Raw genomic sequence first — 23,870 nt, 5'->3', positions numbered from 1 at the left:
TTGGCTGGGCCTGCCAAGACCTTGAATGTTGCGGTGCGGTTGGATTTGGAACCCGCGCGCCGCTCTGTCCGCGCTCTTTTGCCTCCGTAATGGGGGCCTTTTGGGGCCGATCTCGCAATTCCAGCAGCCCGGCTGGCAATTTTGAGCTCGGTTCGGTCCCTTTAACGGATCATTATGCTGCAATGCGGGAGCATGCATGCTGCTATGCAATGGCATGCATGGACACTGGCATCTGGTATACGTAGATTGCCCTTCGAAATGAGACAGCATCACTGACCGTCTCGAGAAAGGGAATTCAGATGTCCAAGACCGCTTCCGTCGCGCTCGCCCCCTCCGCCTCGCTGTTCACCCGCTTCCTGGCTGCGGTCGACCGCTTCCTGATGGCGAGCGCCGAGATTTCGAATCACAACGGCGACCTGCCCCGCTTCGGCCTGTAAGCAGCGCCTCCCGCGCGGCAAGCGCGACGCGCCGGTTTCAGAACCGTCCACATACTACTTTTGATGAATGGCCCCGCAGGACGGGGCCATTTCTATTTGCGTTGTCCCGAGTCACAGCCGCAACCGATGAAGGTCCTGCGGCATTTGCGCACGGTGATCGGACCAGCGCTTGAACCTTGGCATAATGAATACAAGAATGCCCCTCCAGCGCTCGCAGAAAAATTAGAGGCGCGCCACGGGAGGCTTTATGACGGACATGGTGCAGGCAACGGTTCCAACCGCCGCGCGGGTTAGCGACACGTATCGCTGGACGCAATTGGCGGTCGGTGTAGCGGCGATGGTGATGATCGCCAATTATCAATACGGCTGGACGTTCTTCGTCCCCGACATCCAGAAAAAGTTCGGCTGGGATCGCGCCTCGATCCAATGGGCCTTTACGCTCTTCGTACTGTTCGAGACATGGCTGGTGCCAGTCGAAGGATGGTTCGTCGACAAATACGGCCCGCGCATCGTCGTGCTCGTCGGCGGCGTGCTCTGCGCCATCGGTTGGGCGATCAACGCGCAAGCCACCACGCTCAACGGCTTCTATCTCGGCATGATCATCGCGGGCATCGGCGCCGGCGGCGTCTACGGCACCTGCGTCGGCAATGCGCTGAAATGGTTTCCCGACAAGCGCGGTCTTGCTGCCGGCATCACGGCGGCCGGTTTCGGCGCGGGCTCCGCGCTCACGGTTGCGCCGATTCAGGCCATGATCAAGGACAGCGGATTCCAGACCACCTTCCTGTATTTCGGGCTCGGCCAGGGCATCATCATCTGCATCCTCGCCTTCTTCCTCTACGCGCCGAAGGCCGGACAGGTGCCTCCCGTTGTGCAGAACGCTGCGTTGCAACAGACCCGCCGCAACTATCAGCCAACCGAAGTGCTGCGCCAGCCGATCTTCTGGCTGATGTACTTCATGTTCGTGATCGTCGGCGCCGGCGGCCTGATGGTGACGGCGAACCTAAAGCCGATCGCAGTCGACTGGAAGGTCGACAGCGTTCCGGTGACGCTGATGGCGGTGACGATGACCGCGGTGACGTTCGCAGCCACGATCGACCGCGTGCTCAACGGTCTGACGCGTCCGTTCTTCGGCTGGATCTCCGACATGATCGGCCGCGAGAACACGATGTTCATCGCCTTCGGCATGGAAGGCTTCGGCATCTGGATGCTCTACCTCTGGGGACACGACCCGCTCTGGTTCGTGTTGCTGTCGGGCTTCGTGTTCTTCGCCTGGGGTGAGATCTACTCGCTGTTCCCCTCGACCTGCACCGACACGTTCGGCGCCAAGTTCGCGACCACCAATGCGGGCCTGCTCTACACCGCAAAGGGCACCGCCGCGCTGCTTGTCCCGATCGCCAACTACATGCAGCAATCGTCGGGCACGTGGGACAGCGTGTTCATCATCGCGGCCGGCGCCAACATCCTCGCTTCGCTGCTGGCGATCATGGTGCTCAAGCCCTGGCGCAAGGTCGTGGTCGCGAAATCGACCGCCGCCGCCTGACGCACTCCACCACTCCTTCAAGCACGACGCCCGGCCTCACGGCCGGGCGTTTTCGTTTTTGCAGAACCCGCCTTGGCTACCGCTGACGTGAAGGGAACCGCGCACTTTTCTTGCGCTGCGTCACAAGATTGGGCTTGTCTTCTGGAATATGGTATACCAATGTCCCCGCCGCGCTTGCGACGATAAGCCACAATATTTGCGACACTGGGTCATCTTGCAATCCCAGGTCGCATTCAATCAGGCGCGTTGGGAGGTTATTGATGATTTCCAGCACGGACGGCGCCGTCACAGCTGCGCCTCTTCGCACCGGTTTCCGTTGGTTCCAACTCGCCATGGGCATCGTCTGCATGGCGATGATCGCCAATCTGCAATACGGCTGGACGTTGTTCGTCGATCCGATTGACGCCAAGTATCATTGGGGCCGCGCGGCGATCCAGCTCGCTTTCACCATCTTCGTCGTCACCGAGACCTGGCTGGTGCCGATCGAGGCCTGGTTCGTCGACAAATACGGTCCGCGCATCGTCGTCATGTTCGGCGGCGTCATGATCGCGCTGTCCTGGGTGCTCAACTCCTACGCTGACTCGCTCACCCTGCTCTACGCCGCCGCGGTCGTCGGCGGCATGGGCGCCGGCGCGGTGTACGGCACCTGCGTCGGCAACGCGCTGAAATGGTTCCCCGATCGCCGCGGTCTCGCCGCCGGTGCGACCGCTGCCGGCTTCGGCGCGGGCGCCGCGCTCACCATTGTGCCGATCGCGACCATGATCGTAACGAGCGGCTACCAGCACGCGTTCCTCACCTTCGGCATCGGCCAGGGCCTGATCGTGTTCGTGCTCGCCTTCTTCATCCAGCCGCCGCGGATCTCGATCCCGCCGAAGAAGAAGCAGCTCAATCTGCCGCAGACCAAGATCGACTTCACCCCGCCGCAGGTGCTGCGCACCCCTATTTTCTGGGTGATGTATCTCGTTTTCGTCATGGTCGCCTCCGGCGGCCTGATGACCGCGGCGCAGATCGGCCCGATCGCGCACGACTTCAAGATCGCCGACACGCCGGTGACGCTCGCGGGCTTCCAGATGGCGGCATTGACGTTCGCGATCTCACTCGACCGCATCTTCGATGGTTTCGGACGTCCCTTCTTCGGCTGGGTCTCCGACACGATCGGCCGCGAGCACACCATGTTCATCGCGTTCGGCACCGCGGCGGTAATGCTGCTGACGCTGTCGGCCTATGGAAACATACCGATCGTGTTCGTGCTCGCGACCGCGGTGTACTTCGGCGTGTTCGGCGAGATCTACTCGCTGTTCCCCGCCACCTGCGGCGACACGTTCGGCTCGAAATACGCAACCACCAACAACGGCATGCTCTACACCGCGAAAGGCACGGCATCCCTGCTCGTCCCGCTCGCCAGCGTGATCTCGGCAACGTACGGCTGGAAGGCCGTGTTCGTGGTCGCAGTGGCGCTGAACGCGACGGCGGCGCTGACGGCGCTGTTCGTGATCAAGCCGCTGCGCCGCTCCTTCATCCTCGGCAAGGAAGCCGAGAGCGCCAACGCCGCTACCGGCACCGCCAAGGCCGGCAACGCCAAGACCGAGACAGCGTAGCGACCACACGCCTTTCAATCGGTCGAAAGGGGCGCAGCGATGCGCCCCTTTTCCTTTTTGGCACGATGACAAACGTCAGTATTGCTGCCGCAAGAATTTTCGGATCAGCCAAATCGAATGCTTGACGATTGGCATTATGTATACCACACTTCCCCTGTCATTCACCTAGGGAGGTTGCAATGCTGGTCGGAGACATTCTGCGCAAAAAGACACCGCGCGTTGTCACGGTGCGAATGAACGAAACGGTGGGTATCGCCGCCAAGCTGATGCGCGCCAACAATATCAGCGCGCTGGTGGTCAAGGACGTGGTCCGCTCCGAAGGCAACACCGCGGTCGGCATGTTCACCGAGCGCGACGTGGTGCGCGCCGTCGCCGAGCATGGTGCCAACGCCATCAACGTCAAGGTCTCGCAGCTCGTGTCGGTGCAGCAGCTGGTGTCCTGCAGCTCCTCAGACACGATCGAGCACGTCCGGCATCTGATGAACCGCAATCACATCCGTCACCTGCCGGTCATCGACGATTACAGCCTCGTCTCCGTCATCAGCATGCGCGACATTGCTGCTGCCGTTGACGAAGCGATCAACGGCTCGCCGCAAGCAGCAGCTTAAAGCGTCACACTTCCCCTGCGACTACCGGCCCCGGCTCGGACCTCTCCGAGCCGGACCGGATCTTTCGTCCCAAAATTCCGGACACCCGCGAGGATTTCATGAAGATCTGCATCTACGGCGCCGGCGCGATCGGCGGATATCTCGGGGTTCAGCTCGCACGCGCTGGCGCCGACGTCAGCCTGGTCGCGCGCGGCGCCCACCTTGCCGCGATGCGCGAGCGCGGGCTGACCCTGCTCGCGGGCGAGGAGAAGCACACCGTGCATCCGCGCTGCACCGACGATCCCGCCGAGCTGGGCGTGCAGGACTACATCATCATCACGCTGAAGGCGCATTCGATCACCGGCGTGATCGAGAAGATGCAGCCGCTGCTCGGGCCGCACACCCGCATCGTCACCGCCGTCAACGGCATCCCCTATTGGTATTTCTACAAGCACGGCGGCCAATACGAGAATTCGACGCTGGAGAGCATCGACCCCGGCGGACGGCAGTGGCGTGAGATCGGCGCCGAGCGCGCCATCGGCTGCATCGTCTATCCCGCCACCGAGATCGAAGCGCCCGGCGTGATCCGCCACGTCTACGGCAACAATTTCCCGCTCGGCGAGCCCTCCGGCGAAATCACCTCGGACGTGCAGCGCCTCGCCGATCTCTTCGTCGCCGCCGGGCTGAAGGCGCCGGTGCTCGACCGCATCCGCGACGAGATCTGGCTGAAACTCTGGGGCAATGTCTGCTTCAACCCGATCAGCGCACTGACCCATGCAACGCTCGACGTGATCTGCACCGATCCCTCCACGCGTGCGCTGTCGCGCGCGATCATGGTGGAGACGCAAGGCATCGCCGAGACGTTTGGCGTCAAATTCCGCGTCGACGTCGAGCGCCGCATCGAGGGCGCCCGCAAGGTTGGCGCGCACAAGACCTCGATGCTCCAGGATCTCGAGCGCGGCCGTCCGATGGAGATCGACCCGCTCGTCACCGTGGTGCAGGAGATGGGCCGCCTCACCGGCATCGCCACGCCCGCGCTCGACTCGGTGCTGGCGATGGTGACCCAGCGTGCTCGCATCGCCGGCCTCTATGACGGCGTCTCCGCGCCCGCCGATCCCCGTGCACTGGCGGTGGCGTGATGGCGGGCGAGATGAAACAGTGGCTGCGCTTCCGCCATGCCGGTGCGACCGGCTTCGGCACCCTGACGCAATCAGGCATCAGCGTGCATGAGGGCGAGATGTTCGGCCGCCATGCAGCCACCGGGAAGACGCTGGCGCTGTCGGAGGTCGAGCTGCTCGCGCCCTGCGCGCCCAGCAAGATCGTCGCGCTCTGGAATAATTTCCACGCGCTCGCCGCCAAGCTGAACCAGCCCGAGCCGCCGGAGCCGCTCTATCTGCTGAAGGCCACCACCAGCATCACGACGCCGGGCGCCGTGATCCGCCGCCCCTCTTATTACGACGGCAAGACCACCTATGAGGGCGAGCTTGGCATCGTCATCGGCAAGACCTGCGCCCGCGTTTCGCCGGCGGAAGCCGACAGCTTCATCTTCGGCTACACCTGCGTCAACGACATCACCGCCAACGACATCCTGACCAGCGATCCCACTTTCCCGCAATGGGCCCGCGCCAAGGGCATCGATGATTACGGCCCGTTCGGCCCCGTCATCGCAACCGGCCTTGATCCGGCCAAGCTTGTTGTGCGCACCATCCTCAACGGCGCGGAGCGGCAGAACTATCCGATCTCGGACATGATCTTCACCGCGCAGGAGCTGGTCAGCAAAATCTCCCACGACATGACCCTGCTTCCCGGCGACCTCATCGCCGTCGGCACCTCGGTCGGCGTCGGGGTGATGAAGGAGCCGGTGAATACCGTGACCGTCGCGATCGACGGCATCGGCGAGCTGACGAACGAGTTTCGGCTGTAACTCGCTGCGTCATTCCTAGGCCGCAAATCCATCGTGGGCCCGGAATGAAGGCTCGCCGGCCATTTGCGCCGCAGCCCGGCAAAAATTGATCCTGCGCAAATCGGCGGTCGCGGCTGCCGCTATCCTTCCCGGCAACAGATCGATTTCTGATGCAAGGGAGGATGTCATGTCGAATGCCAGTAATGCACTTCTCTGGGCGGCTCTGTACTTCGCTCTCTCGTTCGCTGCGATCTTCGTGGTCTGGTTCGCCGACAAGATGCGCACGAACTTCCTCGGGAAATGATAGCCCGAGGCTCGCCGGCTCGCGCCGACGCCTGCTGCTAGCCTCCCCGAAAGGGGCCCACGCAGTGCCGTAGCCCGGATGGAGCGAAGCCTAATCCGGGACGGGCGTTTCTGCGCGCGCAGACCCCAGATTGCGCTTTGCTCCATCCGGGCTTACAGGCCTTGCCCCGCTCCCCGGGAAAACCTGGCACCCTGCTCTCCGCCAATCGACTGACGCAACCAGCAGGGGATCGCGCGACCGGAAACATCTGGCAACCCCGCGCGCCCCTTGATCTCGGTTCCGCTCTCCAATAGCAACTATGGCGAGAATGTGTCCCGGGTGGGGAAGTCACGATGTGGCTGTTTTTCGTGGTTGCCTGGTTTGTCCTGCTAGCCGCCATCGCGATCCTCGCCCAGCAGGCGTTTGGCTATGACGTCGCGCACCTGCCCGCGATGTTTGCGGACCTGCCGATGCCGCAGCGTATCGCAACCGGCGCGATCGTGACGCTCGGGCTGGCGCTGATCGGCGCCCCCGCCTGGCGGCTCTCGCGTCAGGACCGGCGCCTCAATACCCTGCGCGACCGCCTCAAGAAAACCCGCGAGGACGTCGTCGTCGCCCACGCCCTGCAAAACCACCTCGACGCCACCGTCCAGCACCTGATCGAAAGCGATCCCCGCGAGGCCGTCTCCGCCCTCCATGACAAGCTGGGCGAGACTGAGCAGCGCGCCCTGCTCCAGCAGGGCCGCAACGAATCCACCGACATGCACGACCAGCTCGCCGAGATCCGCCGGCGCCAGCAGGGGGTGCGAGAGATGGTGGGAAAGGTCGCCGATCAGCGGCGCGCGGTCGAGCCTGTTTTCACCGAGATCCGCGACCGCCAGAACCAGCTCGAACGCTCCCTGCTCGACCTCGAGACCGACGACCGCAAGAATAACCTCGCCGACCGCCTGAAGGACGTGGCGCGCGACGTATCGGCGCTGCTGTCACGGGTGAACGCGGTCCAGGACACTTTCGTGACCCTCAACCAGTACAAGGAAGATCTGGCGAAATCCCATGCCGAGCTGGTCCCGCTGCGCTCGTCGGACGCCGGCATCAATGCCCTGATCGGCGAGCTCGGCCTCAGCCATGACCGGCTGGCCAAAAGCATCGACGAGCTCGAGACCGGCGGCGAGGCGCCGCTCGACACTCGCGTCGAGACGCTCTCGAAGAACAAGATCGAGATCGCGCAGCGCCTCGCCCGCATCGACGACAGCTTCAATATCCTGAAAGCGATCCGGCTCGATTTCGAGGAACTCGGCCAGCGCCAGGCCCAGTTCGAACGCTCGCTCGCCGACGTCGAAACCGACCCCGACGGCAAGACCCTCGTCGACCGCCAGAACGCGCTGAACGATTTCGTCCTCCAGTCGCGCCAGCGGCTCGGCGCGTTGCAGGAGACGCTGGCGACGCTGAACGCCTTCAAGAGGGAGTTGTCGAAGTCGCAGGCCGACCTCGTTCCGCTGAAGGCGCCGGTGTTCGGCATCGAGGCCATGATCGCCGAGGTCGGCGCCACCCGCGATCTCCTTGCGAACACCGTCGGCGAGATCGAGGCGAACGGCGACGTCACCCTCGCCTCGCGCGTCGATGCCCTCGCCAGGAGCAAGCGCGAGGTCGAAGACCGCCTCGCCCGCATCTTCGACAATTTCAACGCGCTCGATGCCTTGCGCAAAGACATCGGCGGCATCTTCTCGACGATCCGGAACAGCTTGAACAGGATCGGGTGAGAGACGCGTAGCAGCAGCGTAGGATGGGTAGAGCGCAGCGAAACCCATCCTACTTTGCCTACGCGGAAGCATGATGGGTTTCGCAAGTGCTCTACCCATCCTACAAACTGCTGCGGGGTTTTCGTTCTACCCAACCCGCGCGTTGCGATAGCTTGTCATGCAAGTTGAGGCTCGGGATCAGCGTTCATCGACGCTTGATGAGCGCACACCAAGCGCACAAACTCCTCGAAAACCTTAGGCCAGTTCGAATCCTCCTCGATGAGACGAGAAATTCGATAGCTGAGATAGGGAAGTCGGCACGTCGTGTTCCAGGACTTTCCGCCGTCAACCGATATCTCGATTAATGCCTGCTCCCCAAAAATATTCGCGAAGCTAAAAGGGCGGTCGATGTCCGAAACAACTCGGAACTGCGGCAGATTCGGAACCGCCCCCCAACGTTGAGAATGAACAAAGACCGATTGATCTTGGAAAATTACAGCGACTGTACTCGGCCCACCGGGCGTAACGATCCATAGTATGACAGCTGCAACTCCGAGCAGCCCAACTAAGATCAGGCATCCGGATGACAGCGCATCTTGGGCCGCCTCAACGGAGGAAATTGCACTAATGAGTGGAAATGTAATCACAGCCCAAGCCGGGATACTAACTAGGAGCGCGATCACTACATACGGAGCTTTTCCAAGAAAGGAACGAAATACAGGAGCCGGATCAAAAAAGTAGATCGCCCCTGCCGATTTGAACAACATACCGGTCTCGCTCCCCGGCCTACGAATTCTCTCCTCCAGAATCTCAATCAGGCCTTTGAAGATGCCCACTTCCCCCCAATACAACCATTGAAAGAATCGGAAAATCAAACGATTGGGGCTCATCGTTCTGCATAGGAAGGAAGCTCAGATTTGTATGGCTCCATTCTTCGTGCATCTCGCCAAATTGGCAGGAGCCATATGCCTAATAGGGTCGTAGCAACCGAACCTGCCAGCGCCGAAAGAATTGCAATCATCTGCCCCTCAACCAGATCCCCACGCTATGCCCTCAACAATAGCAACCTTTGCTTGCAGCGCGAAGGACGATTTGGAGAAGAAGCACCTGCCACATGGCATGACTCCTTACTCTAGAGCGAGATCGACGGATCAGTGAACTGGAACGAGCACCCGCGTAGGTTGGGTAGAGCGCAGCGAAACCCCATCATATCGCTCCGCGCAGATGGCCGATGGGTTTCGCTGCGCTCTACCCATCCTACAGACCTCCGCACTCCGAAACATCCAGACACATCACATCCCTGTACACCCGATCAATGCCGCCAACATGTCCCGCGGGTGCCGCAACTTGGACGCATTCGGCCGCCTTCTATGAGGCGTGTCTGGGGGCACGGCCGTGCCGTGTTTGGACCAAACCTTCTAGGGGTATGACTGTGAAGAAAATTGTAATTGCTCTGGGTGCGACGCTTGCTCTGGTGACGGCTGCGAACGCTGCGGATCTGCCGCGTCGCCAGCCCGTTCCCGTCTATCCTGCGGAGCAGGCGCCGATCGGCAAGATGCCGATTGGCAAGAGCCCGATTGGAAAGGCCCCGATCGGCAAGGCGCCCGGCCCGGTCGCTGCGCGCTACTGACGCGCAACGGAAATACGCGCAAGAAATCTGCGTAAGCGGCCGGTAGTCGAGGGGCACAACGTGACGAACACATCTGATCGATCGGGATCCTGCATCCTCGCGGGATTCGCTCTCGCGGCGATGCTCGCCTGCACCACCCCCTCGGCCTCGGCCCACGAAGCGAACAAGCGCGTTGCCGACGCCAATGCGCTTGCTACGACCGACGCCGCATCACGACCGGCGCCGCAATCGACGCGGCGCTCCGTCGCACGCGCAGAGAAAGGTCCCTACTACGTCGACTTCCGCGCGCGGACGGCGGCGAGCTGGGGCCATGCGTTCGTCTGGTACGGCAAGACCAGCGAGCGCGCCGTCGAAGTCGCGGGCCTCACGCCCGCCGGCGACACTTGGGCCTATGTGCTCGGTCACCTCACCTGGGTGCCAGCCGAAACCGGCGCGAGCTACGGCGATCTCGATCCGGACTATCTGACCGCGAACTACCGCGTCTATCTGAGCGAAGCCGACGCCAAGCGCGTCTTCGCCTATATCAAGAAATTGCAGGCGAGCTCGCCGGTCTGGAACGCTGAGACCACCAACTGCACCGGCTTCATCGGCGACATCGCCGAGTTCATGGGCCTGCAGGTCCCCTACCGCTGGCAGCGCCCGGAAAAATTCGTCAACAGCCTCAAGGAAATGAACGGCGGCCGCCAGATGGTGCGGCTGTCGGCGGAGTAGCCGTTATTCGCCTTTGACATGATTGGCGAGCATTCCTCGACAGTGCTATTGTAGGTGGTGAGCAGGCGCTGCGGGAAAGCGTCTGGCGTAGAGTAATCAAAACTCAATCGAGGCAAGACCGAGGACTATAAGCAACGCGCCCAGGTGCCGCTCATCCGTTCCACAAACCTTCACGGAGGTCGAGATGGCTAACAATCAGACGGGCTCAAGTGCTGACCGGTTGAAGCATCCATTTCTCGAAAAGCTCGGCGCGATACCGGCCGCAGCCGAGGGCCTCTTCGCATACAGCGCGAAGATCGTATGCGGCAAGCAATCCGAGGCAAGCTGCTGTTGTGTCGCCGGCGCCCGGCCGGGCGTGTATGCGACCGAGGTCAACATTCAAAATCTCAACCTGGTGACGGCACCGGTTCTGAAGTTCGTCGTGCCCTTGATCAACTCGGGCGCTGTTGTTGCGCGTGAACCCGACGTCGCCGACCCGACCACGTTCGCTGCACGTCAGGTAGAGGTCATCAAGCTTCCTCCGTTGGGGGCGACGATGGATGATTGCTGCCGTATCGCAGAGATGCTGCTGGGCGCGGCCCCGAGCGGAGACACCGCGCTCACCATCGCTATCTTGACGATTGTCAGCCAATTCGAACTGTCTGTCTCCGTCGTCTACACCGCGAACCCATTGAGCGGAGACGGCATCAGCATCGACGTCGAGTATATTCCATCGCGACTCCTGCGGCTTCGTGGCCAAGGTTGACGCGGGATCCAGTTGGCGCTCGGCCTTCCGGGCACCCTTGGAGCAGCACCTTTGCTACCTCTCCGCCGTCGCCCCTTTTCGCCAGGACGACGGCAGGAGAATACGCCAAGCGCCCCGCACCAAAATTATCCACCCCACGGAATCCCCTCACGCCTCGCATGATCGCCCCGCCCCCACCGCACGGCGGCGCAATAGACATTTCCCGACCCCGGCGGCATCCTGCCGCCATCAACCGATAACAGGGCGCCACGCGAGGCGGGGGAAACAGATCATGCTGCAGACACGGTTCACAAAGCTCGTCGGCGTCGAGCACCCGATCGTCCAGGGCGGCATGCAATGGGTCGGACGCGCCGAGCTGGTCGCCGCGGTCGCGAACGCTGGCGCGCTCGGCTTCATCACGGCGCTGACCCAGCCGACCCCGGAAGACCTGACCAAGGAGATCGCGCGCTGCCGCGACCTCACCGACAAGCCCTTTGGCGTCAACCTCACCATCCTGCCCGCGATCAAGCCGCCGCCCTACGCCGAATACCGCGCCGCCATCATCGAGGCCGGCATCACCGTGGTCGAGACCGCCGGCAACAAGCCGCAGGAGCATGTCGACGAGTTCAGGAGGCATGGCGTCAAGATCGTGCACAAATGCACCAGCGTCCGCCACGCGCTCTCGGCCGAGCGCATGGGCGTCGACGCCATCTCGATCGACGGGTTCGAATGCGCCGGCCACCCCGGCGAGGACGACACCCCCGGCCTGATCCTGATCCCGGCCGCCGCCAACAAGGTCAAGATCCCGATGATCGCCTCGGGCGGCTTTGCCGATGCCCGTGGCCTCGTCGCCGCTCTGGCGCTCGGCGCCGAGGGCATCAATATGGGCACCCGCTTCATGGCGACCAAGGAAAGCCCGATCCATCAGCTCATCAAGGAGAAGATCGTCGCCAATGACGAGCGTGAGACCGAGCTGATCTTCCGCACCATGCGCAACACCTCGCGCGTCGCCAGGAACGAGATCTCGACCAAGGTCGTGGCCATGGAAAAGGAAGGCGCCAAGTTCGAGGACATCCGCGAGCTGGTTGCGGGCGCCCGTGGTAAGATGGTCTATGCGACCGGCAATTCGGACGAAGGCATCTGGTCGGCGGGCCAGGTGCAGGGCCTGATCCAGGACATCCCGAGCTGCGCCGAGCTGATCTCCCGCATCGTGCGCGAGGCCGAAGCCATCATTCGCAGCCGGCTCGAAGGCATGATCGCTCATCCGAGCGCACAAGCCGCTGAATAATCACTGCAAGAAGCGAGAGTAATTCATGAAGGCTTATGTCTACGGCCCTGACGGCGCTCAGATTTCCGACGTCGCTCAACCAAAGCCTAAGGGCACGCAGGTGCTGGTCCGCGTCCGCGCCTGCGGGCTGAACCGCGCCGACACCGGCATGCGCAAGGGCCACGCCCATGGCGCCGCCGGCGGTGCCGGCACCGTGCTCGGCATGGAATGGGCCGGCGAGGTCGCCGAGCTCGGACCGGATGCCAAGGGCGTGAAGGTCGGCGACCGCATCATGGGCTCGGGCGGCGCGGCGTTCGCCGAATACACCCTGGCCGATCACGGCCGGCTGTTCCGCGCGCCCTCGAACATGAACTTCGAGGAAGCCGCCACCCTGCCCGTCGCGCTAGCGACCATGCACAATGCGGTCGTCACCGTCGGCGGCGTTCAGCCCGGGCAAGCCGTGCTGATCCAGGGGGCGAGCTCCGGCGTCGGCCTGATGGCGATGCAGATCGCGCGGCTCAAGGGTGCCAAGCTCGTGATCGGCTCGTCGACCGATCCCTATCGCCGCGGCCGGCTTAGGGAGTATGGCGCCGACCTCGCCGTCGACTCTTCCGACCCCAAATGGGTGGACGAGGTGCTGAAGGCGACGAACGGCGAAGGCGTCGACCTGATCGTCGACCAGGTCTCGGGCAAGGTCGCGAGCCAGAACCTCGCCGCCACCAAGGTCAAGGGCCGCATCGTCAATGTCGGCCGGCTCGGCGGCACCCATGCCGACTTCAACTTCGACCTGCATGCGGCACGCCGGATCGACTATGTCGGCGTCACCTTCCGCACCCGCACCATCGAGGAGGTCCGCGAGATCTTCGACGAGGTCCGCAAGGACATCTGGGGCGCGGTCGAGTCACGCAAGCTGCAGCTGCCGATCGACAAGGTCTATGCCTTCGCCGACATCGACAAGGCGTTCGAGCACATGGAGGCGAACAAGCATCTGGGGAAGATCGTCGTGACGCTGTGATCCCTGGCCGGGCGACGAGCGCGCGGTCTCGTAGGGTGGGCAAAGCGAAGCGTGCCCACCACAGCGGTTGATCAGGAGACACTTGTTGGTGGGCACGGCGCTACGCGCCTTTGCCCACCCTACGAGACTGAGCCAGAGGCATAAGCAAGCATTCAATTCGGAAGCATTCGCAATAGCTTCGCTCCTGCAACTCACTAGCGACTACACCTGTGGATCATCGCTTGATGTTCACCCACGGGCTGCTAAATCCCCCGCCATGACCTCCCACCACAACAAGACCTCGGTCGCCGCGATCTCGATCTTCGCCAGCGGCGGCATGGCGGCAGCCAAGTTCGCGGTCGGGATCGCGATCGGCTCGCTGGCGCTGATTTCGGAGGCCCTGCATTCCTCGATCGACCTGGTCGCGACCATCATCACCTGGGCGGTGGTGCGAGTCTCCGACAAGCCGGCCGACGAAGAGCACCATTACGGCCACGGCAAGCTGGAGAGCATCTCCGCGCTCGGTGTCACCGCCCTGCTCTACGTGCTGGCCGGGGGCATCCTGGTCGAATCCTACAGCCGCCTGCGCGAGGGAACTCCGCCGCCGACCATCTCGGCCGTACCGTTCGTGGTGCTGGTGATCGACATCGTCGTGAACCTGTGGCGTGCCCGCGCCCTGCACCGCGCCGCACGGGAGACGCGCAGCCAGGCACTCGCGGCGGACGCGCTGCATTTCGCCTCGGATGTGCTCGGCTCGTTCGCCGTGATCATCGGCCTGATCCTGGCCGCCCTCGGCTTCTGGTGGGGCGACGCCGCGGCAGCCGCCGCCGTCGCCGTGATGATCGCCCTGCTCGGCCTGCGCATGGCCGGCTCGACCGTGCAGACGCTGGTCGATCGCGCCCCCGAGGGCGCGCAGGAGAAGGCCACGGCCGCGATCCTTGGCGTGCCCGGCGTGATCGACGTCGAGCGGCTGCGGCTGCGCATGGTGGGCGCGACCACGTTCATCGACACCATCGCGAAGGTGCCGCGGACCTATCCGATCGACCGCGTCGAGGAGATCAAGCGCAAGGCGCAGGCGGCGGTCGACAAGGCATTCGGCGACGCCGACCTTACCTTCACCGCCGTCCCCGTCGCGCGCGACAACGAGACCGTGCGCGACCGGATCATGGTCATCGCCCACAATTCAGGCCTCGCCATCCACCACGTCACAGTGCATGACCTCGGCGCCAAGCTGATCGTCGGCATCGACCTCGAGGTCGACGCCGGGATGCAGCTCGACGCCGCCCATGACATCGCCAACACGCTGGAGCGCAGCATCCAGGAGGAGTTCGGCGCGGACGTCGAGGTCGACGTCCATATCGAGCCATTGGAACCGGAACTGCCGTTCGGGGTCGATGCCGTGCCGGAACGAGTGCGGGCCATCGCCTCCGCCCTGACGGAATATGCCGCCGGCGGCGAGATCTACGACATCCACAATGTGCGTGTCCGCAACACCGACGCCGGCGAGATCGTCAATTTCCACTGCCGTGCCACGCCCTCGATGAGCGTGATCAAGGTGCACGAGCATGTCGACGCGATCGAGCGCGCGCTGCGCCGCGCGTTCCCGGGCGTGAAGCGCGTGATCAGCCACGCCGAGCCGCCGCGGGCGTGACGCGAAATGTGCGAGGAGTCACACGTTCTCGTTTCGGACTCACCACGCACGTAAGTTTGCGGACGCAAAATGCGCAAACTGCGCGTTGGATAAGAATAAATTCGCGTTAACGATTCGTTGACTCTCGACAGCCTGCGAAAACTGGATTCAAATCAGGCTTGATTCGGAAGCGATGTGGGGCTGCTTCCGAACTCAAGTTGCAAGCAGGTTTTCCAGGGGGCAGAAGGCATGTCGCGTGCAGACGCCGCGAACGTGCGCGTCCAATCCGATTCGATCAAGGGATTGGCGCAATCGATCGCGAAACCTGCCTATCATCGGCTCCTGATCGCGGAGCCGGCGCTGCGCCGCGCCGTGCCGACGCTGATCATCGCGTTCCTGGTCACGATCTGTCTCGGCGCGTTCGTGCAGGTCGTCGATCAGACGCGCCAGAAGCGGCAGGTGCTCCGCCACGACATCTCGGCGCTGGCCGACCTGCTCGCAGAGCGGATCGATCGCCTGACCTCGTCGCGGCAGGAGCGGCTCAAGAACATCGAGAACCTGCCGACGCTGCTGCCCGATCTGATCCCGTCCTGGGGCACGGCCTCCGGCCGCCACGTCGTCGTCACCTCGGCCGGCGTCGACCGCCGCATCCTCGCCCGCATTCCGATCGACCGCGACCCCTCAGGCAACGACCGCCTGCTCGATGCCATCACCACGGCGCAACTGGTCGCGGCGCCGCCGCGCGACAACAACGTCTCCGACATGACGCTGCCGAACGGCAACGCCGCGATGGCGACCTCGCGGCAGATCAAGTCGCTGCCGGGTCTCGTCACCGTGATCCAGGAGCGCAACGAGCCGATCTGGGGCTCGGACGCCGCGCTCTCGGTGACGCTGTCGGCGACCACCGGCTTCGTCGTCCTGATCCTCGGCTTCGCCTTCCACTGGCAGTCCACCCGCGCCCGCGAGGGCGACCTCATCAACGACGCCGTGCGCGGCCGCATCGACACCGCGCTCAACCGCGGCCGCTGCGGCCTGTGGGACTGGGATCTGTCCCGCGGCCGTATCTTCTGGTCGCAGTCGATGTTTTCGATGCTCGGCCTCGACGGCCGTAACGAGCTCCTCACCTTCGGCGAGGTCAATGCGCTGGTGAAGTCCGACGACATCGACCTGTTCGAGATCGCCGACCAGCTCATCTCCGGGAAGATCGACCATATCGACCAGACCTTCCGCATGCAGCACGTCGACGGTCACTGGATCTGGCTCCGCGTCCGCTGCGAGAAGACGCACGGGGCGACCGATTCCAGCGTGCACCTGATCGGAATCGCCGTCGACATCACCGAGCAGAAGAGCCTCGCCGAACGCACCGTCGAAGCCGACCTCCGCCTGCGCGACGCCATCGAGACCATTCCGGAGGCCTTCGTGCTGTGGGACGCGAGCGACCGCCTCGTGCTCTGCAACTCGCACTTCCAGCGCCTGCACAAGCTGCCCGACAGCGCCGTCATCCCCGGCACCTCCTACGAGACCGTGCTCGAAGTCGGCCGCATGCCGGAGGTGCGCACCCGCCACAACGAGACGGCCAGCCAGGGTCCGGGCGCGCGCACCTTCGAGGCGCAGCTCGACGACGGCAGCTGGCTGCATATCAGCGAGCGCCGCACCAAGGACGGCGGCTACGTCTCGGTCGGCACCGACATCACCCGCATCAAGGAGCACGAGCAGAAGCTGGTCGACAACGATCTGCGCCTGCGCGCCACCGTCATCGACCTGAAGCGCTCCCAGGCCGCCCTCGAGCGCCAGACCAACGAGCTCGCCGACCTCGCCGAGAAGTATCAGCGCGAGAAGACCCGCGCCGAGGAAGCCAATCAGACCAAGTCGAAATTCCTCGCCAATATGAGCCACGAGCTGCGCACGCCGCTCAACGCCATCATCGGCTTCTCCGAGATCATGGGCTCGGGCATGTTCGGCGAGCTCGGCTCGGAGAAGTACCAGGAATACTGCCAGGACATCCTGACCAGCGGCCATTACCTGCTCGAAGTCATCAACGACATCCTCGACATGTCCAAGATCGAAGCCGGCCGCATGAAGCTCGACATGGAAGAGCTCGATCTCGGACAGACGCTCGCGGAGTCCCTCCGTGTCGTCTCCGGCCGCGCACAAGACAAGCATCTGACGCTCGACGCCGGGATCGAGAAATCGATCTCGGTCGTTGCCGACCGCCGCGCGACCAAGCAGATCATCGTCAACCTGCTCTCCAATGCGGTGAAATTCACGCCCGACGGCGGACGCATCGTGGTGCGCAGCCGGCAGCTCGACGACAAGATCGTGCTGATGATCGCCGACACCGGCATCGGGATCGCGCCGCATTCGCTGGCACGGCTCGGCCGCCCGTTCGAGCAGGTCGAGAGCCAGCTCACCAAGACCTATCACGGCTCCGGACTTGGACTTGCGATCGCGCGCTCGCTGGCGCAGCTCCACGGCGGCTCGATGCGGCTGCGCTCGAAGATCGACGTGGGCACCGTCGTCCGCGTGACCCTGCCGCGCGATGCGATCAAGGCGGCGTCCGGGATGTCGGCTGCGGCCTAGAGCATTGCGGGAAGCTCGCCTGCGGCCATCCTTCGAGACGCCCGCCTCCGGCGGCCCCTCAGGATGAGGGCAGAGTGCGCAGCAGCAGTTTCAGCGAACACCGATACAACGGAGCCTCATCCTGAGGAGACCGCGAAGCGGTCGTCTCGAAGGACGAGGCGCTTGCTCGGGCCCTGCCGAACCGGTATCCACTTCGCTCGAAAACGCTGTAGACCCTACAATTGCAGTGACGGCGCGACTTCGCGCGCGACGTTGACCAGCGCCGCGATCAGTGGCGTCATCGGGTCGCGCTGCGGGATCACCATGCCGATGCTGTAATTGACATCAGGGTCGGTGATCGGGATCGAGCGCACCGTATCGGACAGGCCGAGCGTCTCGGCAAGCTTGGCCGGCATCACGCTCGCCCAGCGCCCCGTCTTCACATGCGTGAACAGCACGAGCAGCGAGTTCGAGGTCAGGGTCGGCGTCGCCTCCGCGCCGACCGAGCGGAGCGCGCGGTCGATGATGCGGCGGTTCTGCATGTCGGGCGTCAGCAGGCACAGCGGCACCTGCCCGACCTCCTTCCACGTCACCGTCTCGCGATCGCCGAACATTCCATCCGGCGCGGTCAGCAGGCGATAGCTCTCGTTGTAGAGCGGAATGGTGCGCACCTTGCCGATCGGCTCGTTCTCGATATAGGTCAGCCCCGCATCGACCTCGAGATTTTCGAGCAGCCCGAGCACCTCCGATGAGGTGGTGGACTGGATGCGGAATCGCACCTCGGGATGCTTGGCGCGGAACGGCGTCGTCAGCTGGGCGACCATGCCGAGCACGGTCGGGATCGCCGCGATGCGGATTTCGCCGGAGAGCTGATGCTTCAGCCCGTTGATCTCGTCACGCATGGCGCGGGCATCACCCACGATCCGCCGCGCCCAATCCAGCGCCCGCTCGCCCTCGGGGGTAAAGCCCTGGAAGCGGGAGCCGCGCTGGACCAGCATCACGCCGAGGATCTCCTCGAGCTGCTTGAGCCCGGTCGACATCGTCGGCTGCGTCACGCCGCAGACTTCTGCAGCGCGTCCGAAATGCCGCTCCTTCGCCAGCGCCAGCAGCAGTTCAAGCTTGTCGATCAACCGGTCGTCCCCTCGGATGCCATCATGGCATGCAAGCTAGCACGGCAGGCCATTACCAACACGGAAAAACCGGCAAGCGGAACGCGATTAATTGCATTTCCGTATCGTCCGATTGCACCTTCAAATCGATCGGAATTCGCAATCGCAGCATGAGACAGCTTTATTGATCTTCGAACGATTCCAAATAGTTTGCGATCAAGGGACGCTCAATCTGAGAACAAAGAATGACAGCGGTTTACGAGCCTTGGGACGAGACGCGCGGCGCCGAGATCATCGCCGAACATGCGAAGCAAGAGGGCGCGACGCTGGTCATCCTGCACGCCCTTCAGGAGGCGTTCGGCTACGTGCCGGAGGCGGCGATTCCCATGGTGGCGCAGGCGCTGAATCTGTCGCGCGCCGAGGTGCATGGCGTGTTCACCTTCTACCATGATTTCCGCCACAAGCCGGCCGGGCGTCATGTCCTGAAGCTTTGTCGCGCGGAAGCGTGTCAGGCTGCGGGCGGCGATGCTCTCGCTGCGCGCGCCGAGGCGAAGCTTGGCGTGCCCCTCGGCAACACCACCGCCGATGATCGCGTCACGCTGGAGCCGATCTACTGCCTCGGGCTGTGCGCGACCGCACCGTCCGCCATGCTCGACGGCCGCCTCATTGGCCGGCTCGATGAGAAGCGCCTCGATGCACTGGTCGCGGAGGCACAGCGATGAGCATGCGTCTATTCGTCTCACGCGATGCGGGTGCGATTGCGGTTGGCGCCGACGAGGTTGCGCTGGCGCTGGAGCAGGATGCGGCCAAGCGCGGCGTTGCAGTCGAGATCGTCAGGACTGGCTCGCGCGGCATGTACTGGCTGGAGCCGCTGGTCGAGGTCGCGACGCCGCAGGGCCGGATCGCGTTCGGCCCGGTCACCGAGGCCGATGTGCCCTCCCTGCTCGATGCCCTCGCCAGCAACACGCCGCATCTGCTGCGGCTGGGCGCAACCGAGGAGATCCCCTGGCTGAAGCGCCAGACCCGCCTCACCTTCGCCCGCTGCGGCGTGATCGATCCGCGCTCGCTCGACGACTACCGCGCCCATGACGGCTATAAGGGCCTCGAGCGCGCGCTGTCGCTCGGCTCGGATGCGATCCTCGCCGAGGTCACCGCATCCGGCCTGCGTGGCCGCGGCGGTGCGGGCTTCCCGACCGGCATCAAGTGGAAGACCGTCGCGCAAGCGAAGGCCGACCGCAAATTCATCGTCTGCAACGCCGACGAAGGCGACAGCGGCACCTTCGCCGACCGCATGATCATGGAAGGCGACCCCTTCCTGGTGATCGAGGGCATGACGACCGCCGGCATCACCGTCGGCGCGACCAAGGGCTACATCTACATCCGCAGCGAATACCCGCACGCAGTCGAAGCGATGAACGCGGCCATCAAGGCAGCAAAGCGCGGCGGCTATCTCGGCGACAAGATCGGCGGCTCCACCTACAGCTTCGATCTCGAAGTGCGGGTCGGCGCCGGCGCTTACGTTTGCGGCGAAGAGACCTCGCTGCTGGAAAGTCTCGAAGGCCGCCGCGGCCTGGTGCGCGCCAAGCCGCCGCTGCCCGCGCATCACGGCCTGTTCGGCAAGCCGACCGTCATCAACAACGTGCTGTCGTTCGCCGCGATCCCCTTCATTCTCGCCGAGGGCGCCAAGGCCTATGCCGATTTCGGCATGGGCCGCTCGCGCGGCACGATGCCGATCCAGCTCGCCGGCAACATCCGCCATGGCGGGCTGTTCGAGACCGCGTTCGGCGTGACGCTTGGCGAGCTCGTCGACGACATCGGCGGTGGCACGTTCACGGGCCGCCCGGTCCGCGCGGTGCAAGTCGGCGGCCCGCTCGGCGCCTATTTCCCGCGCGCGCTGTTCGACACCCCGTTCGACTACGAAGCCTTCGCCGCACGCGACGGCCTGATCGGCCATGGCGGCATCGTCGTGTTCGACGACAGCGTCGACATGCGCAGGCAGGCGCGCTTCGCCATGGAATTCTGCGCCATCGAATCCTGCGGCAAGTGCACGCCCTGCCGGATCGGCTCGACCCGTGGCGTCGAGACCATCGAAAAGATCATCCGCGGCGAGCGCGTGAGCGAAAATCTCGCGCTCGTCGAAGACCTCTGCAACACCATGAAATTCGGCTCGCTCTGCGCACTCGGGGGCTTCACGCCCTACCCCGTGCTCAGTGCATTGAAGCATTTCCGGGAAGATTTCATCCCGGCCCCGACCACGCTTCAGGCCGCGGAATAGGAGAACGACGATGTCTCTGATCGAAGAAATCGACTACGGCACACCGCGCTCCAAATCGACGACGATGGTGACGCTGACCATCGACGGGAACCAGGTCACGGTGCCCGAGGGCACCTCGATCATGCGGGCCGCGATGGACGCGGGCCACCAGATCCCAAAGCTCTGCGCGACCGACATGGTCGACGCGTTCGGCTCCTGCCGTCTCTGCGTCGTCGAGATCGAGGGCCGCGCCGGCACGCCGGCCTCCTGCACCACGCCCGTGATGAACGGCCTCGTCGTGCACACCCAGAGCGAACGGCTGAAGAAGCTGCGCAAGGGCGTGATGGAGCTCTACATCTCCGACCATCCGCTTGACTGTCTCACCTGCGGCGCCAACGGCGATTGCGAATTGCAGGACATGGCCGGCGCCGTGGGCCTCCGCGACGTGCGCTACGGCTACGAGGGCGAGAACCACGTCTTCGCAAAATCCCATGGCGAGATCAACGCCGCCTGGATGCCGAAGGACGAGTCCAATCCTTACTTCACCTACGATCCCTCCAAGTGCATCGTCTGCTCGCGCTGCGTCCGCGCCTGCGAGGAAGTGCAAGGCACCTTCGCACTGACCATCTCTGGCCGCGGCTTCGACAGCCGCGTTTCGCCCGGCATGAGCGAGAGCTTCCTCGGCTCCGAATGCGTCTCCTGCGGCGCCTGCGTGCAGGCTTGCCCGACCGCGACGCTGACGGAAAAGTCGGTGATCGAGATCGGCCAGCCCGAGCACTCCGTCGTCACCACCTGCGCTTATTGCGGCGTCGGCTGCGCCTTCAAGGCCGAGATGCGCGGCGAGGAAGTCGTGCGCATGGTGCCGTACAAGGACGGCAAGGCCAATCGCGGCCATTCCTGCGTCAAGGGCCGCTTCGCCTGGGGCTACACCAACCACAAGGAGCGTATCCTCAACCCGATGATCCGCGAGCGGATCGAGGATCCCTGGCGCGAAGTGTCCTGGGATGAGGCGTTCTCGTTTGCCGCTGCCAAGATGCGCGGCATCCAGAAGAAATACGGCCGTGACGCCATCGGCGGCATCACCTCGTCCCGCTGCACCAACGAAGAAACCTATCTGGTGCAGAAGCTGATCCGCGGCGGCTTCGGCAACAACAATGTCGACACCTGCGCCCGCGTCTGCCACTCGCCGACCGGCTATGGCCTGTCGCAGACCTTCGGCACGTCGGCCGGCACGCAGGACTTCGACTCGGTCGAGGACACCGACGTCGCGGTCATCATTGGTGCAAATCCCGCCTCCGCTCACCCGGTGTTCGCGTCGCGCCTGAAGAAGCGGCTGCGCCAGGGCGCAAAGCTGATCGTAATCGATCCGCGCCGGACCGAAATGGTGGAATCACCGCACGTGAAGGCGCTGCACCTGCCGCTGATGCCCGGCACCAACGTTGCGGTCGTGACCGCGCTGGCGCATGTCATCGTCACGGAGGGCCTCGCCAACGAAGCCTTCGTGCGCGAGCGCTGCGACTGGGCCGAGTTCGAGGAATGGGCCGCCTTCGTCGCCCAGCCGAAACACAGCCCGGAAGCCACCGCGATCCTCACCGGCGTCGATCCGCAGGTGTTGCGTGAAGCCGCGCGCATCTACGCCACTGGCGGCAATGGCGCGATCTATTACGGCCTCGGCGTCACCGAGCACAGCCAGGGCTCGACCACCGTGATCGCGATCGCCAACCTCGCGATGGCGACCGGCAATATCGGCCGCCCCGGCGTCGGCGTGAACCCGCTGCGCGGCCAGAACAACGTGCAGGGCTCTTGCGACATGGGCTCGTTCCCGCACGAGCTGCCCGGCTATCGCCACATCTCGGGCGACGCCGTGCGCGACCAGTTCGAAGCGCTCTGGAACGTCAAGCTCAACCCGGAGCCGGGCCTGCGCATTCCCAACATGTTCGATGCCGCAATCGAAGGCACGTTCATGGGCATCTACGTGCAGGGCGAGGACATCCTCCAGTCCGATCCCAACACCAAGCACGTGGTGGCGGCGCTGTCGTCGATGGAATGCGTCATCGTTCACGACCTCTTCCTGAACGAGACCGCAAACTACGCCCATGTCTTCCTGCCCGGCTCGAGCTTCCTCGAGAAGGACGGCACCTTCACCAATGCCGAGCGCCGCATCCAGCGCGTCCGGAAGGTGATGTCACCGAAGAACGGCATGGCCGACTGGGAGGTCACCATCGCCCTCGCCAAAGCCATGGGCTTCGAGATGAATTATAGCCATCCGTCCGAGATCATGGACGAGATCGCGGCACTGACGCCGACGTTTACCGGCGTCTCCTACGCCAAGCTCGACGAACTCGGCTCGGTGCAGTGGCCCTGCAACGAGAAGGCGCCGGAGGGCACCCCGGTGATGCATATCGGCGGCTTCGTCCGCGGCAAGGGCAAGTTCATCGTCACCGAATATGTCGCGACCGACGAGCGCACCGGCCCCCGCTTCCCGCTGCTGCTCACCACGGGCCGCATCCTCAGCCAGTACAATGTCGGCGCGCAGACAAGGCGCACCGAGAACGTGGTCTGGCATGCCGAGGACCGGCTCGAGATTCATCCGCACGACGCCGAGCAGCGCGGTGTACGCGACGGCGACTGGGTGCGGCTCGCGAGCCGTGCGGGCGAAACCACGCTGCGCGCGGAGATCACCGACCGCGTCTCACCGGGCGTCGTCTACACCACCTTCCATCACCCGGACACGCAGGCCAACGTCATCACCACCGACTATTCGGATTGGGCCACCAACTGCCCCGAATACAAGGTCACGGCGGTGCAGATCTCGCCGTCGAACGGCCCGTCCGACTGGCAGAAGGCCTATGACGCGCAGGCGCAGCACTCCCGCCGCATCGCGCCGGCCGAGGCCGCGGAGTAA

General features: G+C 64.0%; 19 protein-coding genes. 17 read left to right on the top strand and 2 right to left on the bottom strand.

Translation table 11 applies throughout. The features are described from left to right. Nucleotides 1-299 precede the first annotated feature (299 nt). The 7 genes from ABIB99_RS03145 (at nucleotide 300) to ABIB99_RS03115 (ending at nucleotide 8,108) form a co-directional block, all read left to right on the top strand. Nucleotides 300-437, top strand: coding sequence for a hypothetical protein (locus ABIB99_RS03145; protein WP_166098301.1), 138 nt, complete (start codon nucleotides 300-302; stop codon nucleotides 435-437). A gap of 247 nt (nucleotides 438-684) precedes the next feature. After that, complete coding sequence (gene oxlT, locus ABIB99_RS03140) at nucleotides 685-1,977, top strand: oxalate/formate MFS antiporter (RefSeq protein ID WP_071915554.1); 1,293 nt, start codon at nucleotides 685-687, stop codon at nucleotides 1,975-1,977. 260 nt (nucleotides 1,978-2,237) lie between these two features. After that, nucleotides 2,238-3,575 (top strand): oxalate/formate MFS antiporter, encoded by a 1,338-nt coding sequence (oxlT, locus tag ABIB99_RS03135; RefSeq protein WP_354174850.1) that lies wholly within the window; start codon nucleotides 2,238-2,240, stop codon nucleotides 3,573-3,575. A 179-nt stretch (nucleotides 3,576-3,754) separates the two neighbouring features. Continuing rightward, a complete protein-coding gene (locus ABIB99_RS03130; RefSeq protein WP_063984529.1) occupies nucleotides 3,755-4,183 on the top strand; it encodes a CBS domain-containing protein in 429 nt (142 codons plus the stop codon). A 98-nt stretch (nucleotides 4,184-4,281) separates the two neighbouring features. Beyond that, nucleotides 4,282-5,301: a 2-dehydropantoate 2-reductase gene (locus ABIB99_RS03125; protein WP_063984530.1), complete on the top strand. Its 1,020-nt coding sequence runs from the start codon at nucleotides 4,282-4,284 to the stop codon at nucleotides 5,299-5,301. Between the two features lie 11 nt (nucleotides 5,302-5,312). Next, nucleotides 5,313-6,086 carry a fumarylacetoacetate hydrolase family protein gene (locus tag ABIB99_RS03120; protein ID WP_354174849.1) on the top strand — a complete coding sequence of 258 codons (774 nt, stop codon included), beginning with the start codon at nucleotides 5,313-5,315 and terminating at the stop codon, nucleotides 6,084-6,086. A gap of 615 nt (nucleotides 6,087-6,701) precedes the next feature. Then, nucleotides 6,702-8,108 carry a hypothetical protein gene (locus tag ABIB99_RS03115; protein WP_354174848.1) on the top strand — a complete coding sequence of 469 codons (1,407 nt, stop codon included), beginning with the start codon at nucleotides 6,702-6,704 and terminating at the stop codon, nucleotides 8,106-8,108. A gap of 155 nt (nucleotides 8,109-8,263) precedes the next feature. On the opposite strand, the gene ABIB99_RS03110 is transcribed toward ABIB99_RS03115, so the two are convergent. Next, nucleotides 8,264-8,977, bottom strand: a complete 714-nt coding sequence (locus tag ABIB99_RS03110; RefSeq protein ID WP_354174847.1) for a hypothetical protein — start codon at nucleotides 8,975-8,977, stop codon at nucleotides 8,264-8,266. Nucleotides 8,978-9,513: 536 nt separating this feature from the next. Between ABIB99_RS03110 and ABIB99_RS03105 the strand changes: the two genes are divergently transcribed. From ABIB99_RS03105 to ABIB99_RS03075, 7 genes are all read left to right on the top strand, one after another. Next, the gene (locus ABIB99_RS03105) at nucleotides 9,514-9,717 is read left to right on the top strand and encodes a hypothetical protein (protein ID WP_063984531.1); all 204 of its coding nucleotides are present in this window, start codon (nucleotides 9,514-9,516) and stop codon (nucleotides 9,715-9,717) included. A gap of 60 nt (nucleotides 9,718-9,777) precedes the next feature. Further along, the gene (locus ABIB99_RS03100) at nucleotides 9,778-10,428 is read left to right on the top strand and encodes a hypothetical protein (RefSeq protein WP_071915558.1); all 651 of its coding nucleotides are present in this window, start codon (nucleotides 9,778-9,780) and stop codon (nucleotides 10,426-10,428) included. 184 nt (nucleotides 10,429-10,612) lie between these two features. Continuing rightward, nucleotides 10,613-11,173, top strand: coding sequence for a hypothetical protein (locus tag ABIB99_RS03095; RefSeq protein ID WP_166098330.1), 561 nt, complete (start codon nucleotides 10,613-10,615; stop codon nucleotides 11,171-11,173). Nucleotides 11,174-11,444: 271 nt separating this feature from the next. Continuing rightward, nucleotides 11,445-12,440 (top strand): NAD(P)H-dependent flavin oxidoreductase, encoded by a 996-nt coding sequence (locus ABIB99_RS03090; protein WP_354174846.1) that lies wholly within the window; start codon nucleotides 11,445-11,447, stop codon nucleotides 12,438-12,440. Nucleotides 12,441-12,465: 25 nt separating this feature from the next. Beyond that, nucleotides 12,466-13,434, top strand: coding sequence for a quinone oxidoreductase family protein (locus ABIB99_RS03085; protein WP_063984535.1), 969 nt, complete (start codon nucleotides 12,466-12,468; stop codon nucleotides 13,432-13,434). 256 nt (nucleotides 13,435-13,690) lie between these two features. Further along, nucleotides 13,691-15,064, top strand: a complete 1,374-nt coding sequence (locus ABIB99_RS03080) for a cation-efflux pump (RefSeq protein ID WP_354174845.1) — start codon at nucleotides 13,691-13,693, stop codon at nucleotides 15,062-15,064. Between the two features lie 228 nt (nucleotides 15,065-15,292). Continuing rightward, the gene (locus tag ABIB99_RS03075) at nucleotides 15,293-17,623 is read left to right on the top strand and encodes a PAS domain-containing sensor histidine kinase (protein WP_354174844.1); all 2,331 of its coding nucleotides are present in this window, start codon (nucleotides 15,293-15,295) and stop codon (nucleotides 17,621-17,623) included. A 215-nt stretch (nucleotides 17,624-17,838) separates the two neighbouring features. On the opposite strand, the gene ABIB99_RS03070 is transcribed toward ABIB99_RS03075, so the two are convergent. Then, nucleotides 17,839-18,732: a LysR family transcriptional regulator gene (locus ABIB99_RS03070; protein WP_014496684.1), complete on the bottom strand. Its 894-nt coding sequence runs from the start codon at nucleotides 18,730-18,732 to the stop codon at nucleotides 17,839-17,841. A gap of 224 nt (nucleotides 18,733-18,956) precedes the next feature. Between ABIB99_RS03070 and ABIB99_RS03065 the strand changes: the two genes are divergently transcribed. Genes ABIB99_RS03065 through fdhF form a run of 3 tightly spaced genes read left to right on the top strand, consistent with a single transcriptional unit; the run spans nucleotide 18,957 to nucleotide 23,870 of the window. Then, complete coding sequence (locus tag ABIB99_RS03065; protein WP_135215011.1) at nucleotides 18,957-19,433, top strand: formate dehydrogenase subunit gamma; 477 nt, start codon at nucleotides 18,957-18,959, stop codon at nucleotides 19,431-19,433. After that, complete coding sequence (locus ABIB99_RS03060; RefSeq protein ID WP_063984538.1) at nucleotides 19,430-20,986, top strand: formate dehydrogenase beta subunit; 1,557 nt, start codon at nucleotides 19,430-19,432, stop codon at nucleotides 20,984-20,986. The genes ABIB99_RS03065 and ABIB99_RS03060 overlap by 4 nt, the downstream gene beginning before the upstream one ends. Before the next feature lie 10 nt (nucleotides 20,987-20,996). Continuing rightward, nucleotides 20,997-23,870 carry a formate dehydrogenase subunit alpha gene (fdhF, locus tag ABIB99_RS03055; protein ID WP_063984539.1) on the top strand — a complete coding sequence of 958 codons (2,874 nt, stop codon included), beginning with the start codon at nucleotides 20,997-20,999 and terminating at the stop codon, nucleotides 23,868-23,870.

The organism is Bradyrhizobium sp. LA6.1 (assembly GCF_040547805.1).
GTDB lineage: Bacteria > Pseudomonadota > Alphaproteobacteria > Rhizobiales > Xanthobacteraceae > Bradyrhizobium > Bradyrhizobium barranii.
The sequence above is the reverse complement of the archived record's forward strand: the minus strand, read 5'-3'. Positions and strand labels throughout refer to the sequence as shown.

Bases quoted from the DNA above. Each gene is read 5' to 3' on its own strand.
- ABIB99_RS03145 (WP_166098301.1), top strand. From the start codon at position 300: ATGTCCAAGACCGCTTCCGTCGCGCTCGCCCCCTCCGCCTCGCTGTTC.
- oxlT (WP_071915554.1), top strand. From the start codon at position 685: ATGACGGACATGGTGCAGGCAACGGTTCCAACCGCCGCGCGGGTTAGC.
- oxlT (WP_354174850.1), top strand. From the start codon at position 2,238: ATGATTTCCAGCACGGACGGCGCCGTCACAGCTGCGCCTCTTCGCACC.
- ABIB99_RS03130 (WP_063984529.1), top strand. From the start codon at position 3,755: ATGCTGGTCGGAGACATTCTGCGCAAAAAGACACCGCGCGTTGTCACG.
- ABIB99_RS03125 (WP_063984530.1), top strand. From the start codon at position 4,282: ATGAAGATCTGCATCTACGGCGCCGGCGCGATCGGCGGATATCTCGGG.
- ABIB99_RS03120 (WP_354174849.1), top strand. From the start codon at position 5,313: ATGAAACAGTGGCTGCGCTTCCGCCATGCCGGTGCGACCGGCTTCGGC.
- ABIB99_RS03115 (WP_354174848.1), top strand. From the start codon at position 6,702: ATGTGGCTGTTTTTCGTGGTTGCCTGGTTTGTCCTGCTAGCCGCCATC.
- ABIB99_RS03110 (WP_354174847.1), bottom strand. From the start codon at position 8,977: ATGAGCCCCAATCGTTTGATTTTCCGATTCTTTCAATGGTTGTATTGG.
- ABIB99_RS03105 (WP_063984531.1), top strand. From the start codon at position 9,514: ATGACTGTGAAGAAAATTGTAATTGCTCTGGGTGCGACGCTTGCTCTG.
- ABIB99_RS03095 (WP_166098330.1), top strand. From the start codon at position 10,613: ATGGCTAACAATCAGACGGGCTCAAGTGCTGACCGGTTGAAGCATCCA.
- ABIB99_RS03090 (WP_354174846.1), top strand. From the start codon at position 11,445: ATGCTGCAGACACGGTTCACAAAGCTCGTCGGCGTCGAGCACCCGATC.
- ABIB99_RS03085 (WP_063984535.1), top strand. From the start codon at position 12,466: ATGAAGGCTTATGTCTACGGCCCTGACGGCGCTCAGATTTCCGACGTC.
- ABIB99_RS03080 (WP_354174845.1), top strand. From the start codon at position 13,691: ATGACCTCCCACCACAACAAGACCTCGGTCGCCGCGATCTCGATCTTC.
- ABIB99_RS03075 (WP_354174844.1), top strand. From the start codon at position 15,293: ATGTCGCGTGCAGACGCCGCGAACGTGCGCGTCCAATCCGATTCGATC.
- ABIB99_RS03065 (WP_135215011.1), top strand. From the start codon at position 18,957: ATGACAGCGGTTTACGAGCCTTGGGACGAGACGCGCGGCGCCGAGATC.
- ABIB99_RS03060 (WP_063984538.1), top strand. From the start codon at position 19,430: ATGAGCATGCGTCTATTCGTCTCACGCGATGCGGGTGCGATTGCGGTT.
- fdhF (WP_063984539.1), top strand. From the start codon at position 20,997: ATGTCTCTGATCGAAGAAATCGACTACGGCACACCGCGCTCCAAATCG.